Source organism: Legionella rowbothamii (genome assembly GCF_900639985.1).
Classification (GTDB): Bacteria; Pseudomonadota; Gammaproteobacteria; order Legionellales; family Legionellaceae; genus Legionella; species Legionella rowbothamii.
The window spans coordinates 43,660-60,811 of record NZ_CAAAIM010000003.1; the positions used below are offsets into that span (position 1 = coordinate 43,660).

The following is a 17,152-nucleotide window of genomic DNA, read 5'->3' on the forward strand; positions in this document are numbered from 1 at the left end:
ATTAAAAATACCCTACGGAGTTCTGGTGGCTTACAACCAGAGAGTCCGACATGAGGTACTGTTTTATAAGGAGTTATGGAATAGAAATGTACAGCTCAATTGTTTTTGTGTAAAATTTGTCCTTTGTATTTTTAAGGACCTATGAATGCCTCGCCATAATACCTCGCCGCCACAGACTAATTCTCCATTGCTTAATTTACCTAATGAGCTATTTGCACGAATTACTCAAAAGCTTTCCGCTGTACATTTAGCTGATTTTAGACAGGTCTGTAAACAATTCGCTACTCTGGGACAAAAAGATGCTATCTTAGTATGGATTAACAGACACTTCCCCGCAACGACCCAAGCAGTTCATGCTACCCAGCAACCAGAAGATCTAACTTTCGCTCAAAAGAAAATTAGCGAAATTGATATCATCTTAACAAAGGAAAGCCCTAACTCATTGCTACCAGCGTCGATTATGCCCTCTTTGTTAGAATTACAACACTATGACCTGGGGCCTCTTTATCGTAATTTTGCGAAAATAGAACAGAATGCTTCGGGAGCAGAGCACAAACAATACTCTGATTTACGCAAAAATGTTCTCGCAATATTGCCTGAGCTTGATCTACTTTTCTTATGGATTAAGACAGGGAATATGCCCAGACTCAAGGAAATTACCGCTAAATTGACTAGCCTTAATGTACTTTGGTTATTAAATAATTTAGATCGAAATCATTTATCTGCTGTTGATTGGGCACAAATCACGGGAAACCAAGAATTATTGGATATATTCTATAATGAAGCCTTAAGATTTATGTATCTTAATGCTGGTTTGGGGGAATTTCGGAATGGGGTTTTTGATCCAAGATACCAAACGAATATTTTACAATTAGCCATTCGATGTGCCCAATCACCACAACAGTTTTTAAAAATAATTTATTCTGTCGATATCATGAAAATGATTCCTCTTTTGAATACTAGAGGTGAAAATAGCTTGCATTTTGCCGCACGAAGCTTAAATCCAAGGTGGTTAGAATATTTATTAGCTAGAACTCAAGAGGACCCGAGTTTAGTAGCGTGCTTAGAACAAAAAAATAGGGCGGGTTTAACCCCTTTGCAAGTAGCGGCGCAACTAGGTAACTGGAGGGCAGTATCCTTATTAGTGGCTTTTCAAGCCAATCCTCTTAATTTAAAAAAGTTTTTATATACAAGCATCGATCTTGATCTGCGAGAAAGAAAAACAACTCGGTTTCATATTGCCGTCCAGTGTTTAAGTTTGCCAATCGTAAAGAAATTGCTTGCCAGCGATCCTTATTTTGATATTGATACGCCAGATGAGGATGGTACAACTCTCTTACACATAGCATGCCTTAGAGGTAATTTAGACTTAGTAAAACTTCTGGTTTTGTCTAGACTTTCAAATTGTTTATTAGCTAATGATAAAGGCTGGACGGCACTGCATTGTGCAATCGCGAGTAATAATGCTGAGCTCATTGAATATCTTTTGCAGAACATAGGCGATCTGAGTCACATAAAACCAACACGTGAAGGTTTGCATCTTAGCCATATGGTAATTAGATACGGCAATATGAATGTAATCCAGCTCTTCAAAGCGCAAATCATTGCTGAGCTAACCGCAAGAGCTGATAACGGAGATATACCATTAGCATTAGCATTAAAAGAAGAGCGCTATGAAGTAGTGCAGGGGCTATTATCTATTTTGCCTCCAACACAACATGTGCCAGTTCATTGCTTGCATCTTGCGGCAACTAGCAAAGATCCAAGCTGCCTTGCTCAATTAGTGTCTCGTGTTATTAGCGTAAATATTCCTGATATCCATGGCGATACGGCCTTACATCTTGCCGTTGGTGCAGGAAATGTAGGCGGGGTATTGTCTTTGTTAAACGCCAATGCCAATACTAACGTACGTAATAATGAGGGCAAATTACCGGAGTATTATGCTAAAAAGAGTGGCAATACCATGTTGGCCTGTCTGTTTGAATGCCTACGATATGGAAAGGAAACGGGTAAGAGTCTTTGGGTAAAGAAAGTTGATCCTAAAAAGGCCGAGGCTGCACGTGCTTTGGAGAGGGTGCTGTTAGGCAAGGCTGAATATGCGACTCTTGAACCTTATATGAGCTTGTTTTCTGCAAAGGTAAGCCCATCCCTAGCTCGTTTTTACAAAACCTTTTTACTCATTATTGCTCCTTCAATGGAAAAAGATGTATCACCAGCTAATTCTGTTGCGAGCAGTAGCAATTCTAACAATTAGGGGAACTTTATAGCCTGGTACCTAAGTCCAGAACAGAGACGAAGGTGTCAATTATGAGTTAGAGTAGATCAGGGATGTTACGATGCACCCGAACTTCGTAGCCCGTATTAACCCGCGTAATACGGGCTACGTTTGCTTTAATGGATTTTTATTTAGTGAATGAACCATAAGGAATATTATTAAATTTAAAAGGGAGTTTACTATGCTAAAGAGTGTTATTGATACAGCAAAGACAAAACAGCCAGTTGCACTCACCGGAGTTTTTGCGCACAGCTATTATTGGTTAACATCTTCCTCCGGTGATAAATTTTATCAAAATCCTTCCTATCAAAAAAAAGAGCCAAATCTAGAACTAGATACAGCTATTTATTTTATTCATGGTACAGCGGATCACTCTTCGGCCTTTGAACGAGTAGCCGAACGTCTACTGCAAGTTGGACTTTCGGAAGAGATTTCGTCCTTGAATTTAATTGCATTTGATCAACGATATCAGGGACGAAGTATCGAGTTTTTTGCTGAACAACTAAGAGACAAAATAAAAACCAACCAACATCAACGAGTCATTCTGATGGCCCATTCTCGAGGAGGATTGGTTGCTTCTTATTTTGCCGAGTTTTTGGCAGGAGATGCAGGGGTTAAGGTTCCCTGGGTTATTACTGTGGGCACTCCCTTTAATGGTTCTTATCTTGCAATGAAACCATTATCTTGGTTTTCCGATTCAGTAAGAGAAATGGAAATTAATAGTGAGTTTCTTTTGCACCTTAAAGAGCAAATAATAAAAAACTCATCCAGTCACTATCATTTTTTTATTGCCACAGAAGATGCCATTGTACCGGGAGCTTCTGGGTATATTGAAGAGTATGTCGCCACTTATCCAGATTCACTAAGCGCTTTAGACAGGCACGGCCACTTATCAGTGATGTCATCTCATCGTTTGGTATCACAAACGGCTGATTTGCTACATAACTATTTTCATAACATTAAATATGGCACTGAGGTAATCGTGAATAAAACGGGAGAATTTATCTTAATTGACGATTATTTTCCTGACGTGGCACCTTCAAACGCTCTATCCTGAATCAACTATAATTAAAGAATATTAGCTAAGTTTTTTGTGGGCATTTAATTAATGGAAGCGCCTTATGAAAAATATCGTTATAGCAGGTGCAGGGCCAGTCGGATTGTATGCGGCAATCCGGCTAAAAAAGGAATATGGGCCTGAAGTCAATGTGGTTGTGATTGATCCCTATCTAGATTCCTATGATCGGCCTGGGATTATTGCCCAAATGGCCGTGGAGACCATTAATAAATCTTTGAGTGCTGTAGGAATTAAACCTATTATAGTCCCGGAGTCGGGAGGTTACCCGCCTAATTCCGTTTTTATTAAAGAGTTGCAAGGTGCTTTGCTAGTAGATGCTAAAGATCTTGGTGTTAAGTTGGAACAAGCGAGCTTTACTCGCGCCGAAGGGCATAATGTAGTGGTTACTTCAAAAGGGGCTGAGGGGCGTGCTGTCACTAAAAGCCTATATTGTGATTTGCTTCTTGATTGCAGCGGGGAACGAAGAGTCGTAGCAACACAAGTGAATGCAGAAAAACCAGGGACTTTCACGATAGATCCAATTTCTGATAATCCAATAAAAAAACATTTTGTGGCATACGTGAAGATGGATGCGGAGAATGCCGCTAAATGTAAGTTACTGCTGGCTCAAGAACTCGATCCATTATCCTTTGCGATAAATATGGAGGAGCTACGTAAAATCCATGGTTGGGAACATCATGCCTTACCGCAAGTGACCCCCGCTTCTTGGGAGCTTGGAGGTGGTAGGAAGCGGTTTTGTTTTTATTTTGAAATACCAGATGGATTACATGGCGCATCCCGAACTGCTCAAGAAGCTTACTTAGGTGCTTTATTAAAATTAAAGACAGGAGAAAATATTGCCTTTGTTGCGGAAGAAGGTCGTGGGCGTTTTCTGTCTTTTGATGTGGATCCCAAAATTGTCCGTAATCCTGTCAATACTACTGCGTACCCCTTCCCTATAGTTTTATGTGGTGATGCCCATATGAGTCCTGAATATCGATTAGGGACTGGCGTGCGTAATGGTATTGAATGTGCGAATGACTTAATGGCGATGACTCACTTTAGCCCTAGCAAGGGAACTTTAATCGTTGAAAAAGAAGGCTATGACTTATATGTACGTCGCATTACTGAACCTCACGAAAAAGCAGTTGCACGAGAGTATGAACCTAAGAAAATGGCCTTGAAGAATACCGATGTACTCGTTGCTTGTAATAAATATTGTCTGGCATATGATAAAGCGGAGACAACCGCTAATGAAGCAGCGAAAGTTACCATTATCTCAGGGCTTAAGGATTTAGCTGGGATAATAAAACACACCGCTGATGAGAAGTTAGCCTATGCATTACAGCCTGGGCGGAAAAAAAATGAAGAAATTTTATTCACGCGTACTTTAAACGAGGCAGAAAAACTCTACCTTGCGGCTTTAGATGCTAATAAACGACAACCAGAGGGGGCGGAAAAAAGAGCCCAAGAGGTCCGAATCTCATCGAATTTAGCTAGAATAAGTTACCAGCTTGGTGAGTTCGACAAAGGGGTTGCCTGGGCCGCTGAGGCACTGGCATTGAGCAAAACGCATAATGTTGTTGATATGATACCTAAAGTTCAGAATGTATTTGTTCAATGCATGAGAAGCAAATACAAAGCAGATATTGCCAAATTGCAAAAGGCAGGAAAGGTAGAAGAAGCCAATGCTAAGTGTGACGACTTGGTCAGTGATTTATTAAGAGCTTCTAGTGATGCTGTAAATATTGATTTAGCAAAAACTTGTCTAACTCAGGCCTTAGCTGTTTATAAAAGCATGGAATCCCTGACCGCATTGGAAGGGAAGGTGGTAATTTATGAGCGACTTATGAAGTTGGAGTCATCGGGAAGCAGCGCAAGCGCCTCCAGTGGGGTCGATCCAGCAAGTACTGCACGAATGCTAGTGTATGAGGCCGAATTAGTTAAGGCAAAAGGGGCTTTAGTAAAACTTAAATTGAGCATGGATAAAGCACAATCTAAACCTACAGCGCCTGACTTAGGAGAGGAGAATCAGTTTGGGTTGCAACATTAGAGTATTTAAGTTTATTTGCTAGCTAGATCATACAAGGATATATTATTACAACCGATTTATAGCAAGGAATGAATAAAATGAAAAAAATAATATCGATGGCTTTTTTACTGTTCTTAAGTGCGTGTTTAACCGGTTGTTGGAGCGTGCAAAAAGGACAGAAATCAGGAATTATTGTTAAAGTAGCAAAGGAAGGTAAGTTTTGGGGCACCTATGAAGGAGAAATGGTTTTAGGTGGACTTGAAAATGCCAGCGGCGTGAGTGGGCGTGCATTTTATTTTACCCTAGGGCAATTTAAATCGGATTTAGTGAAAAAAGCTGATTATGCAATGGAAAATAATAAGCATGTTATTGTAACCTACCATTGCGATGCCTACACCTTACCTTGGAGCGGTGAAACAAAATGTTTTGTAAAAAATATTGATTTTGTTCCTGAAAAAGTGCCGGCTAAGCAACCAAAATAACATACTCTAATAATCATAAACGTAGCCTGGCTGTGAGCAACCAGGCTACCTTAAATAGATTACCAAGCAGTTATCCCTCCATCAAAACGATAAAGTTTTTCTGCATGACTGTGAGCGATATGTTGTTCTACCTGCTTCAACATCCCCGCAACACTAGTATGCGTATCCATTAAGGCATTCTCCCCACCTAAATCGGTTTTCACCCACCCTGGATGAATCAACATGACATGAACTCCCATATCCTTCACATCTATCGCAAAGCTACGCATAGCGCAATTAACTGCAGCTTTACTGGTACGGTAGGCATAAGAGCGGCCACTGTCATTATCGGAAATACTCCCCATTTGTGAGCTAATGACTAAAATATTTTTTTCCTGGCTGGCTTGGATATTAGGCAATAAGGCATCACTTAATTTAACCACACTCACACAATTAACATTAAGCACTTCAAGAAAATTGTCTCGGTCCACATTACCAACGGTCACCCCTTGCGCGCCAGTAATCCCGGCATTATGGATCAATAAATCAATTGGCCGATGATTTAGTGTTTGCTGCAACGCGGCAATATCATTATCACTAGTAACCTCTAATCGAATCACTTTATCAGCCAATGCATTGAGCTCCTGCGCCTCGGCCGGATTACGACAACAACCAATAATATAATATCCTTTCTTCTTTAATTGACGAACAAACTCCAAACCAATACCTCTATTAGCTCCAGTAATCAAAGCAGTTTTCATAGGCACCTCCATGGAATTTTATGCTATTTAAGGAAGTATAGTTTGTTTTTCGAGATGGAGGGGAGAGGTGTAAGATGCCGCGGACAAGCCACGGCACTTTGGGATTTTGTTTAAAAAATGAGAAGATTTATCGCGATAGTACCTTTACCTTAGTGTCTCTTACTCGTTATAGTTTGGACCTCTTGGTACAATGCTTCCCGCTCTTTATTTATTTCATCATAATGCTGGCTTTGTTTTTTTGTATGATCAGCACGTAATTTATCTAATTGTTTTTGCAAATCTGCAAGCTCTTTTTCCGCGATCTCTTCTATTGTTAGTTTTGGTTTTTTGTTTTTTGCGAATAGATTGTTTGGATTGAGTCCTACGGGTTGTGAAGGACTTTTTTCTAGATCAGCCAGACGTTCCAATAACACATCATCTTTTTTTTGAGTCGCATATTCAATTGTTGCTTTACGAAGTATGGGGATGATGGTCGCTAAATTGTCTCTTTTTTCTTTGTGATCTAAGGCCGTGGGAGTATTTGGATCTTTTTTTGACCTTTCTTCATAAGAGTCTGAGAATTTTTTGTGTGCTTGAATCGCCAAGGAGTAAGCTAGTTCATTTTTAGAAAATAAGAAATTAGGGTTATCCAAAACTAGCCCAATTAAATTGGTTTGTGCTGATTCTATTAACACTTTACGAGTCGTAGTTTTATCGACTCCTTGTTCATAATCGAAATTAAGCGCGGTTGAGGTAACAATGCATTCGAGCAATTCCTGAGGTCTTTTGCTGATGAGTGAGCGGAAGAGAAACGAATTTTTATTTGTGGGTTGTATTTCATTAGCAAGTTCTGGATTTTCTTTAATTAATTTAACAAGTTTATCGTTCTCTTTGGTTGCGAAGGCATCCCAAAATTCGGCGATTTTAGACATTGTTTTCTCCATAAAAATTTTAAAACGAGCTATCCTATCAAAATTTGAGCATAAAAAACACTAAAATCAGTGCGAATTAATCATAAAAATTATATCCGGTAGTGATTTGTATGGGTAATTTCATCACTCATTTGTGATTGATGATTTTGTTCTATGTTAGTGCATAAGTCGCTAATTCTTTTTAAGCTATCTTCTATTAGGGTGTATTTATCACCTAAACTCTCAGCAGGATTGATTATTTCTTGAAGTAGTTCAGAATCAAGCTTTGAAATATCATCACATGAAAGTACTTTTGATAGGTTATTCTGTAATGCTTGTATCATTTCCGCATCCTCATCTTCAATTCCTGCGTCTTCGACTATGGATAGAAACTCGTCATTGATGATTTGCTTTAGTTGGTTTAATTGGTCGTTGTTTACTGAATTTTCCGAAACTAATTCTTTATATGTTGATTTAAACTGCGTAAAACCATGAGGGCTAGATGGCTCTGAGTGATTTTTAATGTTTGGTGCCGAAATATCGTTTACACCAGGGGCTTGCTTGCCTACTTGGATTTTATCCATTGTCTGGTCAAACGTTTTATCTGTATGAGTCAATACTCTTTTTTCTAAATTACTCATAGAGCTTTTGAATGCTTTATAAGGTTCTGACCCTGAAGTGCTTGGCTTAATAATTTCATCGATTTCTTTAAGGTTGCTGACACAGGAGGCTAATATACGTTGTTGAGCTTTTAACGAATGAGCTGACGCTAAATCATCTTTATATTTTTCTAATTGGTTCGATGCTGCTTCAATAGTAGCTCTTTCTTGATGATTTAATTTAGATTTATCTATTTGCTCAATAAGTTTAATGCATTCAGAAATTTGTTTTACTCCTTGAATTGCATTTTGTTTGGTTTCAATTTTCTCTTGTAAGCTCCTTTCTTGAGTTTTAAACTCGCGCTTCTCGTTTGCGATAATTTTTTCTTTTTCTTCTATCTTATCCTGATATTGGCCGAAACAAGGTGAAATGCCCTTAATATGACGGTTTTCATGTGCCCAAGCCTTTAATTTTCTTGAGATGTTCTCATGATGCTCTTCCTGGGCCTCCATTTTCCGCTGAGCAAGCCGCCAATCGTATTTACCCATGCGGTCGGTGGTGGGCATTTTATCAATGCTTTTTTTAAGGTCCTGATCTTCCTTATGTATTTGTTCTAAATCTGTAAGCTGCTTGGGTGAAATATCATCAGACTGACGAGCAATTTTTAACATTTCATCCATTTGCTCTTCGCGAAGAGTAGCAAGTTCATCATACAGTACGTTTTGTCGGGTATAATAAGTTTCGCGTAAATGCTGTAATTCTTGCTGAAGCTGGTGCAGCATCTCTAAATCATTCATGAGCTGTCTGTGTTTGGCATCCTGATCATGTGAGCGCTGATTTACTTGCTCTTGGTTTTTTGATAACCGTTGACGTTCTTGTTCTGCATATAAATATTGAGTTTGTTGTTGCTTGGCTTCAAGTTCTCGTTCCATTTCAAGAAGAATACTTAATCGATTAGATAAATGGTCATCATTATTAAAAATACGATTAATTTCCTGGAATTCTTTCATTACTATAAGGTATGCCACTAGGTTAAATTGTTGAAGAATGACAAGCTCATTATTAATTTGGGCGCCTTGCTCCATGGTATCTGAATAATTCATGGCGCCTTTGCTAAGGCGAGCATTTCGAGACATCGAGGATAAAATGGGGTCGTTTGCCTCAAAAGAGCTTCCTAATTGTTTATTGATTGCGTCGGTTGATTTATCTTCTTTCATAACCCTAGCGTCCATAATGTGGCTAAATAGTATTTATTTAGTGATTATAGACCAAAAAATAAGCACATGATTTTTTTTAGAATAAAGGTTTATTGGCTTAGCGATTTACAGCGGTGGACGTATTGGAAAATGAAAAAAGGTAATCCCTTATGTGAGGTGGTGCTCTATAGTGACGTGTAGGTTGGGCCCATGGCCCAACAAGTCATTGAACCAAACCAAGAGTTCAATGTTGGGCGGTGGCCCCAACCTACGGCTTTCTTCGAGTCCCTGACTATTCCTTAAACCGAATTCTCTACGTGATTATTTTCTCATATCAGCTGCCGTGTATTCAGAGGAAAAAAAGCGGGTTTGATTAATTCTCGGTTGGGTTTGATGTAGTGCTAATATGGTGTTTAACTCTGGAGAGAAAGTGATATTGATTCATTTTCCGTTATCTTGAAATTAATCGTCCAGAGTGATTCAAGTGCAAAATTCAATCATTTTTATTAAGTCCATCTGAGCTAATTTATTTAAAATAAAACCTTTCTACGGATGCATAGTTCGTGAATTTTATTATTTTTTTCAATACAATAAGCCCACAGGAATGCCCTAACTTTATGGAGAGATGCTCATGCAGGTAAAAGCAGCGGTAGCGTATGCAGCAGGAAAACCATTAGCTATTGAAATGGTGGAATTAGAAGGACCTAGACTGGGTGAGGTCTTGATAGAAATTAAAGCAACGGGTGTTTGCCATACTGATGCATTTACGCTTTCGGGCGATGATCCGGAAGGAATTTTTCCGGCGATTTTGGGTCACGAAGGGGCGGGCGTTGTTGTGGAAGTGGGGCCTGGAGTTACTTCGCTAAAACCTGGTGATCACGTTATTCCTTTATATACGCCTGAATGCCGTCAATGCGAATACTGTCTTTCACAAAAAACCAATCTTTGCCAAGCCATTCGTTCTACCCAAGGGCAGGGGCTAATGCCTGATGGGAGTAGCCGTTTTCGTTTAAATGGTAAGCCTGTATTTCATTACATGGGAACCTCGACCTTTGCAAACTACACCGTATTGCCTGAAATCGCGCTTGCCAAAATTCGCCAAGATGCGCCATTTGAAAAAGTGTGCTACATCGGTTGTGGCGTTACTACCGGTATTGGTGCCGTAATTTATACTGCAAAAGTTACCCCCGGGGCTAAAGTAGTGGTATTTGGCCTAGGGGGCATTGGCCTTAATGTGATTCAAGGTGCGCGTATGGTTGGTGCAGAGCAAATTATTGGGGTCGATATCAACCCTGCACGCCAAGCCTTAGCGCAAAAAATGGGAATGACCGATTTTGTTAATCCTAAAGAGGTCGGGGGTGATTTAGTGGCGCATTTGGTGGAGTTGACTAAAGGGGGGGCGGATTACAGCTTTGAATGCGTGGGTAATGTAACTTTAATGCGTCAGGCCTTAGAGTGTTGTCATAAGGGCTGGGGAGTATCGACGATTATTGGAGTGGCCGGAGCAGGACAGGAAATTTCTACCCGACCTTTTCAATTAGTAACCGGACGAGTATGGAAAGGCTCTGCCTTCGGTGGTGCCCGCGGGCGTACCGATGTACCTAAGATTGTTGATTGGTACATGGATGGAAAAATTAATATTGATGATTTAATTACCCATGTGATGCCCATTGAACAAATTAATGAAGCCTTTGCTTTAATGCATAAGGGTGAATCAATTCGTTCGGTAGTGACCTTTTAACGAATTAGGAGCAAAGCTATGGAGCTTATTGAAGAACACTCCTGTTTTGGTGGAGTACAGCGTGTATACGAGCATCAATCGTTAGCAACTCAGTGCGCCATGCGTTTTGGCCTTTTTTTACCGCCTCAAGCCCAACAGAAGAATGTTCCTGTTCTCTATTGGCTTTCAGGATTAACCTGTACTGAACAAAATTTTATTAGCAAGGCAGGAGCACAACGAGTCGCTGCGGAGTTAGGCTTAGCGTTGGTTGTGCCAGATACCAGTCCGCGCGGGGTTGCTTTGCCAGGGGATAATGATAGTTATGATTTTGGGCTCGGAGCAGGCTTTTACGTGGATGCAACTCAAATGCCTTGGGCAAAACATTATCGTATGGCTACCTACATTCAAGATGAATTGCCCGCTCTTTTAGCCTCGTATGTGCCTTTAGATACCCAGGCCTGCGGTATTTTTGGGCATTCGATGGGTGGCCATGGAGCATTAACCCTAGCATTAAAAAATCCTAAACAATATCGCTCAGTTTCTGCTTTTGCCCCGATCTGTGCTCCAAGCCAGTGTGCTTGGGGGAAGAAGGCGCTCACCGGCTATTTGGGTACAGATAAACAGTTGTGGAATCAATATGATGCCTGTGAGCTGATTCGTTCTCGCGGTTGGCCATATCAAGATATTCTAGTGGATCAGGGGGGGGCAGATAACTTTTTACACGAACAGTTAAAGCCAGAGCTACTACAAGCGGCTTGTGCGCAAGCAGGCGTTAAGCTGAATCTGCGCTTTCAACAGGGTTATGATCATAGTTATTATTTTATTGCCAGCTTCATTGATGAGCATTTACGCTTTCATGCGAGCCAGTTATGTAAATAGTGGAACTTGGTTCCAACTAAAGACCCTTACAAATAACTCATACGAATTACCGTGGGCAAGCCGTGGTAATTCGTACGTAATATTTCTCAGGTACTGTATAAGCAAGCTATACCTATCTAGAATTTTTGATAAAGGCCTACTAATTCAGCAGTGCCCAGAACATGGCTGGTTATCGCTTGCAGAATTACATCGCGGGTAGCGCCTTCACCTACGTCGAGTTCTTTATCAATGGCATACAATTTAAAGACATAACGATGGGCTCCTGGCGGTGGACACGGACCGCGGTAACCTTTTCCGCCCCAGCTGTTTGCTCCATTTGTCGCTCCCTCTGGAGTTGAGGCCCCAGCACCTAACTTAGTTACATTGGGTGGAATATTAAATATGAGCCAATGGGTCCAGGTACCACTAGGTGCATCTGGATCTTCCACGATCAACACAAATGATTGAGTTTTTGCAGGAGTATGGTGCCAGGTGAGTGGGGGAGATTGATCGATTCCACTGCAAGTGAATTCTGCTGGAATCATTGAATTTAATTTAAATGCAGAGCTTTCAAGTGTGAATTTATTATCTGCAAAACTTTTGTAGTTAAACATCCAAATTAACAAGAACAAAATCAGAGAATATTTTTTCATGTGCGCCTACTCCCATTTAACTGCATGAATTTAAGTAAAAAATATGAAAAAAAAAGCTCATACAACTCAACTCAACCCCTACATTGTAGCACTGAAATTATATTTCGTTGGAGTACATGAGAAAAAATGATCATAAACCCGCGAGCTATAGCCTATAATAAGTTCATATAGTCTTAAAGATGCGCGATGAATTGAACTCTCAGCTACCCACATTATTGGCAAGACAAGGAATCTACACCCGAGAAGGTTCTGTTTATGCTTATGAGCTACTGTATCGTAATTCTGGACTTGCTAATGCGAATCTAGACAGCGGTGAATTGGGCGATAAAGCCACCTCCCTAGTCATTACCCAATTATTTGCTAGTATGGATATCGAGAACATTATTGGTGACAAATTAGCCTACATTAATTTTACTCATAACCATCTTGTTCAGAAAGTCCCTACTTTATTACCCAAAGAACGCATCGTTATTGAAGTCTTAGAATCGGTAATTGTTGATAAGCAATTAATTGACAGTTTAATGTCGCTACGGGAACAAGGTTATTGTATTGCTCTGGATGATTTTATTCCGAGTGAAAAAAACTCCATCCTGATCGACCTGGCTGATATTATTAAAATTGATGTACTCAACCTTAACAAACGACAAATTGCCCAGCAATTGCGGCAATTAAAGCATTTTAACGGTAAGTTTTTAGCAGAAAAAGTGGAGAATCATAACCAGTTTAAAGACTGTATTGACCTAGGCTTTGATTATTTTCAAGGTTTTTTTCTCAATAAACCCCGACCCTTGAAAGGACATCAAATTACCGAGAGCAAGGCAAACCTTCTAAGAGTGTTGGCGGAGTTAAATAACGAAGATATAGCTTTAGAGCGCGTAGAAGAATTTATTTTACAAATTCCCAAATTAAGTTATCGCTTATTACGCTTGGCTAATTCTGCGGCAGCTTATAACGGCCGAAAAATTGATTTAGTAATTGATGCACTGAAACGTTTAGGTTTAAATCAGGTGCGCAATTGGTTGCGTCTTTTTTTACTAGCAAATCAGAATGATTTAACATCTGATCTGGTTGAGCGAACATTAATCCGTGCCAAAATGTGTGAATGTTTAGCGAAATTATCTTCCAACGAGGTCAACCCACACCAAGCATTTACCATGGGCATCTTTTCTTCTTTAGATGCTTTTCTTAATGAGCCCATGGCATCGATTTTAAGCAAAATCCAGTTAAGCGAGGCGCTAAATGAGGCGTTACTCCACCGACAAGGGCAGCTTGGGGAAATACTAAAAGATACGATTAATTATGAGGAAGGTAATTTTAGCCAACTAGAATACTCCTCATATGGGAATAAAAATTTAATTAATGCGTACTTAGAAAGTATTGAGTATGCGCGTGACATCATACGACTCACCAATCAGTGACTGTGTTCTGCTCTGTATTAAATACAGTCACAATGATATGCTATAGGCAATTGTATCAATCCTATTTTAAGTTAGCTTCATGGAAACCGAAAAAAAACTCGCTGCAATTTATGTGGTAAAACCAGAATTTCGTACAGAGCTTTGTAATGAACTAGGCGAAATCTCTCAGGTAGTTGCGGACTTGGTTTTTTCTCCTTATAAAAAAGTCGACGTTTGTTTTGCTCTTGATATATGGTTAGAACCACAAATTGTCAGCTTCCAGTCGATCTCTGAAGCAGTGAAAATTCTCCGACAATCAGGAAAATACTGGTATTTGCATCCTATTGAGAATGTGAGGCGCTCCCGTTTAATTGAAGAACAATTACGTCAGTACTCGCCATTAACGCAGCATTTTCCCTTGAGCGAGGCTATTCCACCACTGGGTGTTTTTAGCCTTTTAGACAAAAATACCTTGGTTTTTAGTGCGAAACGTTTAAAAAAATGGCCGCAGGGGAATTGTTATTTTATTGAAGATAAAATTAATCCACCCAATCGCGCCTATTTAAAATTGTGGGAAGCTTTAACCTTATTAGAGGATTATCCTAAATCAGGGGAGACAGCCTTGGATTTAGGCGCATCTCCGGGTGGCTGGACTTATGTAATGCAGTCCTTAGGCGCGCAGGTAACTGCAGTTGATAAAGCACCTTTAGATCCCAAAATTGCAAAACTACCGCGAATAGCTTGCCTGCAGCAAAGTGCATTTGCCATTGAGCCTGCAACCTTCACCGAATGTTTTGATTGGGTTTTATCTGATATTGCGTGTTATCCAGAAAGAGCTTACACGCTCATTATGAAGTGGATTGCCTCAGGCAAAGCAAAAAAAATGATTTTCACCATTAAACTACAGGGCGAAATCGATTTATCCGTAATCAAACAATTCCAGGCAATTCCGAATTCCTACATGACGAATATGTTTTATAACAAACACGAGGTTACTTTTTTTTATCCGTTCCCGGCATGCCGACCAATTAATGGATGAAAGAATCGTAGCATCGCATTTAAAGGTATGGAAAATTCAATCAACTCAATTGATAGAAAATTTACCAATAAAATGGATTAAAACCACTGGGATCGTTGATCATTTAATTTGGTTGCTTTATAATCCGCGCGGTGAAACGTAGGTGAATATGTGAACAAACAGCTGAGTAAACGCGGAATTGTGCGATTATGGTTGGTGCAGTTAGGCATTACATTGGCCTTAGCGGCCATATGTGCGCTAGCCTATGGTGTGAATGCAGCGACTTCTGCATTGCTCGGTGGCATGGTCTGCCTTATCCCTAATGCGTATTTCGCAAGAAAGTTATTTAAGTATCAAGGCGCGCGATCAGCAAAAAAGATAGTGAATAGTTTTTATAAGGGCGAAGCGATAAAAATAATTTTATCGATTATGCTTTTCACTGCCGTGTTTGTGTGGGTTAAGATTACCCCGCTGGCTTTTTTTGCATCGTACATCATGATTCTAATGACGCACTGGTTTGCTCCATTGATTATTGTTAATAAACAGAATAGGCCTGAAAGTGACTGAAATGGTATCTAGCACAAACTATATCAAACATCATCTAACGTACCTGACATACAACGTTAGTGATATGAAAATGGGACCAGGCGGTGGTTTCTGGACATTAAACCTTGATACATTATTTTTCTCGATTACTATGGGAATTATTGTATGTGGCCTCATGTATTTTGGTGCCCGCAAGGTAACCACTGGTGTTCCTGGGAAATTACAGAATTTTGCGGAATTAATGCTGCAATTCGCTGACAACCAGGTTAAAGATTGCTTTCATGGCAAAAATAAATTAATCGGTCCTTTGGCGCTGACTATCTTCTTATGGGTTTTCATGATGAATTTCATGGATATTTTCCCTGTAGATGTATTGCCTTTAATGGCGCAGGCAGGCGGTATACATTACCTTAAAGTTGTACCAACGAATGACTTAAACTTGACCTTTGCATTGTCAATTACCGTATTCCTTCTGATCATTTTTTACAGTATTAAAATTAAAGGGCCCAAAACGTTCATTAAAGAATTAACGTTACAACCTTTTAATCATCCTGGATTTATACCTTTTAACCTGTTGCTTGAATTAGTAGGTTTGATTGCTAAACCTATCTCTTTAGCACTGCGGTTATTTGGAAATTTATACGCCGGCGAATTAATCTTTATTTTAATTGCCTTGCTAACCTTAAATGCTTCAATGTCATCACCTGTCGGTACTGCGACTCTAGGCTTGGCCCAATTCATATTGGCGCTTGGCTGGTCAATATTCCATATCCTGGTAATTACCTTGCAGGCATTTATTTTCATGGTGTTAACTATTGTTTACCTTAGTTTGGCACACGAAGAACATTAATCGATTTATTTTCATCATCCATTTAAAGGGGATTAAATATGCAAGCTGCTAGTCTAATAGCACAAGTTCAAAGTATGACCGTTGTTGCGGTTGCTTTATTGATTGGTTTGGGTGCGTTAGGTACCGCTATAGGATTTGGTCTGCTGGGCGGCAAATTCTTAGAAGGTTCTGCTCGTCAACCAGAAATGGTTCCAATGTTACAAGTTAAAATGTTCATCGTTGCAGGTCTTCTTGACGCGGTAACAATGATTGGAGTGGGTATCGCATTGTTCTTCACTTTCGCAAACCCTTTCCTAAACAACCTGGGTTCTTGATAACAAATGATTGGGGCGCTTAAGCGCCCTGATTGTTGCAGGAGATAATTACGGTGGATATTAACTTAACATTAATAGTACAAATGCTGGTGTTCGCAGCTTTTGTTTTATTTACCATGAAACTAGTTTGGCCTCCATTAGCGAAAGCTTTGGAAGAAAGACAAGACAAAATTGCTGATGGTCTATCTGCCGCTGAACGTGGTCGTAAAGAACTTGAATTAGCGCAGCATCGCGTTAAAGATGAGTTAAAGCAAGCTAAAGTTCAATCAGCTGACATCATTGAGAAAGCAAACAAGCGTGCTGCTCAAATCATTGAAGAAGCAAAAGAAGCTGCGAAGCACGAAGCGCAAATGCAATTTAAGCAAGCGCAAGAGCAACTAACGCAGCAAGTAAATCATGCTAAAGAAGAGCTGCGCAAGCAAGTTGCTACCTTAGCTGTTACTGGCGCTGAAAAGATTTTAATGCGTGAAGTGGACGCGAAAGCGAATGCTGCACTGTTAGATAACTTGATAGAAGAGATTTAA

General features: G+C 39.9%; 16 protein-coding genes. 12 read left to right on the forward strand and 4 right to left on the reverse strand.

Annotated elements, in window-relative coordinates:
* The first annotated feature begins 145 nt into the window (after positions 1-145).
* From E1P08_RS06980 to E1P08_RS06995, 4 genes are all read left to right on the forward strand, one after another.
* On the forward strand, positions 146-2,254 hold the full coding sequence (locus tag E1P08_RS06980; RefSeq protein ID WP_133136314.1) for an ankyrin repeat domain-containing protein: 2,109 nt from the start codon (positions 146-148) through the stop codon (positions 2,252-2,254).
* Positions 2,255-2,456: 202 nt separating this feature from the next.
* Positions 2,457-3,332 (forward strand): lipase family alpha/beta hydrolase, encoded by an 876-nt coding sequence (locus tag E1P08_RS06985; protein ID WP_133136315.1) that lies wholly within the window; start codon positions 2,457-2,459, stop codon positions 3,330-3,332.
* Between the two features lie 64 nt (positions 3,333-3,396).
* Positions 3,397-5,385 carry a hypothetical protein gene (locus E1P08_RS06990; protein WP_133136316.1) on the forward strand — a complete coding sequence of 663 codons (1,989 nt, stop codon included), beginning with the start codon at positions 3,397-3,399 and terminating at the stop codon, positions 5,383-5,385.
* A gap of 77 nt (positions 5,386-5,462) precedes the next feature.
* Complete coding sequence (locus tag E1P08_RS06995; protein ID WP_133136317.1) at positions 5,463-5,846, forward strand: hypothetical protein; 384 nt, start codon at positions 5,463-5,465, stop codon at positions 5,844-5,846.
* Positions 5,847-5,905: 59 nt separating this feature from the next.
* Here the strand turns inward: E1P08_RS06995 and E1P08_RS07000 are convergent, their stop codons facing one another.
* The 3 genes from E1P08_RS07000 to E1P08_RS07010 all read right to left on the reverse strand — a co-directional run bounded on the left by E1P08_RS07000 (position 5,906) and on the right by E1P08_RS07010 (position 9,293).
* Positions 5,906-6,586 carry an SDR family oxidoreductase gene (locus E1P08_RS07000; protein WP_165485117.1) on the reverse strand — a complete coding sequence of 227 codons (681 nt, stop codon included), beginning with the start codon at positions 6,584-6,586 and terminating at the stop codon, positions 5,906-5,908.
* 149 nt (positions 6,587-6,735) lie between these two features.
* Positions 6,736-7,497 carry a hypothetical protein gene (locus E1P08_RS07005; RefSeq protein WP_133136319.1) on the reverse strand — a complete coding sequence of 254 codons (762 nt, stop codon included), beginning with the start codon at positions 7,495-7,497 and terminating at the stop codon, positions 6,736-6,738.
* Between the two features lie 89 nt (positions 7,498-7,586).
* Positions 7,587-9,293, reverse strand: a complete 1,707-nt coding sequence (locus tag E1P08_RS07010) for a hypothetical protein (RefSeq protein WP_133136320.1) — start codon at positions 9,291-9,293, stop codon at positions 7,587-7,589.
* A 610-nt stretch (positions 9,294-9,903) separates the two neighbouring features.
* Here E1P08_RS07010 and E1P08_RS07015 point away from each other — a divergent pair.
* On the forward strand, positions 9,904-11,013 hold the full coding sequence (locus tag E1P08_RS07015; RefSeq protein ID WP_133136321.1) for an S-(hydroxymethyl)glutathione dehydrogenase/class III alcohol dehydrogenase: 1,110 nt from the start codon (positions 9,904-9,906) through the stop codon (positions 11,011-11,013).
* Positions 11,014-11,031: 18 nt separating this feature from the next.
* Positions 11,032-11,871 carry an S-formylglutathione hydrolase gene (gene fghA, locus E1P08_RS07020; protein WP_133136322.1) on the forward strand — a complete coding sequence of 280 codons (840 nt, stop codon included), beginning with the start codon at positions 11,032-11,034 and terminating at the stop codon, positions 11,869-11,871.
* A gap of 116 nt (positions 11,872-11,987) precedes the next feature.
* On the opposite strand, the gene E1P08_RS07025 is transcribed toward fghA, so the two are convergent.
* Positions 11,988-12,503: a YbhB/YbcL family Raf kinase inhibitor-like protein gene (locus E1P08_RS07025; RefSeq protein WP_133136323.1), complete on the reverse strand. Its 516-nt coding sequence runs from the start codon at positions 12,501-12,503 to the stop codon at positions 11,988-11,990.
* 179 nt (positions 12,504-12,682) lie between these two features.
* Here E1P08_RS07025 and E1P08_RS07030 point away from each other — a divergent pair, with 179 nt between their 5' ends.
* From E1P08_RS07030 to E1P08_RS07055, 6 genes are all read left to right on the forward strand, one after another.
* Positions 12,683-13,921 carry an EAL and HDOD domain-containing protein gene (locus E1P08_RS07030; RefSeq protein WP_133136324.1) on the forward strand — a complete coding sequence of 413 codons (1,239 nt, stop codon included), beginning with the start codon at positions 12,683-12,685 and terminating at the stop codon, positions 13,919-13,921.
* 79 nt (positions 13,922-14,000) lie between these two features.
* A complete protein-coding gene (locus E1P08_RS07035; RefSeq protein WP_133136325.1) occupies positions 14,001-14,939 on the forward strand; it encodes an SAM-dependent methyltransferase in 939 nt (312 codons plus the stop codon).
* A gap of 150 nt (positions 14,940-15,089) precedes the next feature.
* Complete coding sequence (locus E1P08_RS07040; protein ID WP_133136326.1) at positions 15,090-15,485, forward strand: F0F1 ATP synthase subunit I; 396 nt, start codon at positions 15,090-15,092, stop codon at positions 15,483-15,485.
* Between the two features lies 1 nt (position 15,486).
* Positions 15,487-16,314, forward strand: a complete 828-nt coding sequence (gene atpB, locus E1P08_RS07045; RefSeq protein ID WP_133136327.1) for a F0F1 ATP synthase subunit A — start codon at positions 15,487-15,489, stop codon at positions 16,312-16,314.
* 38 nt (positions 16,315-16,352) lie between these two features.
* A complete protein-coding gene (gene atpE / locus E1P08_RS07050; RefSeq protein ID WP_058534289.1) occupies positions 16,353-16,628 on the forward strand; it encodes a F0F1 ATP synthase subunit C in 276 nt (91 codons plus the stop codon).
* A gap of 53 nt (positions 16,629-16,681) precedes the next feature.
* Complete coding sequence (locus E1P08_RS07055) at positions 16,682-17,152, forward strand: F0F1 ATP synthase subunit B (protein ID WP_133136328.1); 471 nt, start codon at positions 16,682-16,684, stop codon at positions 17,150-17,152.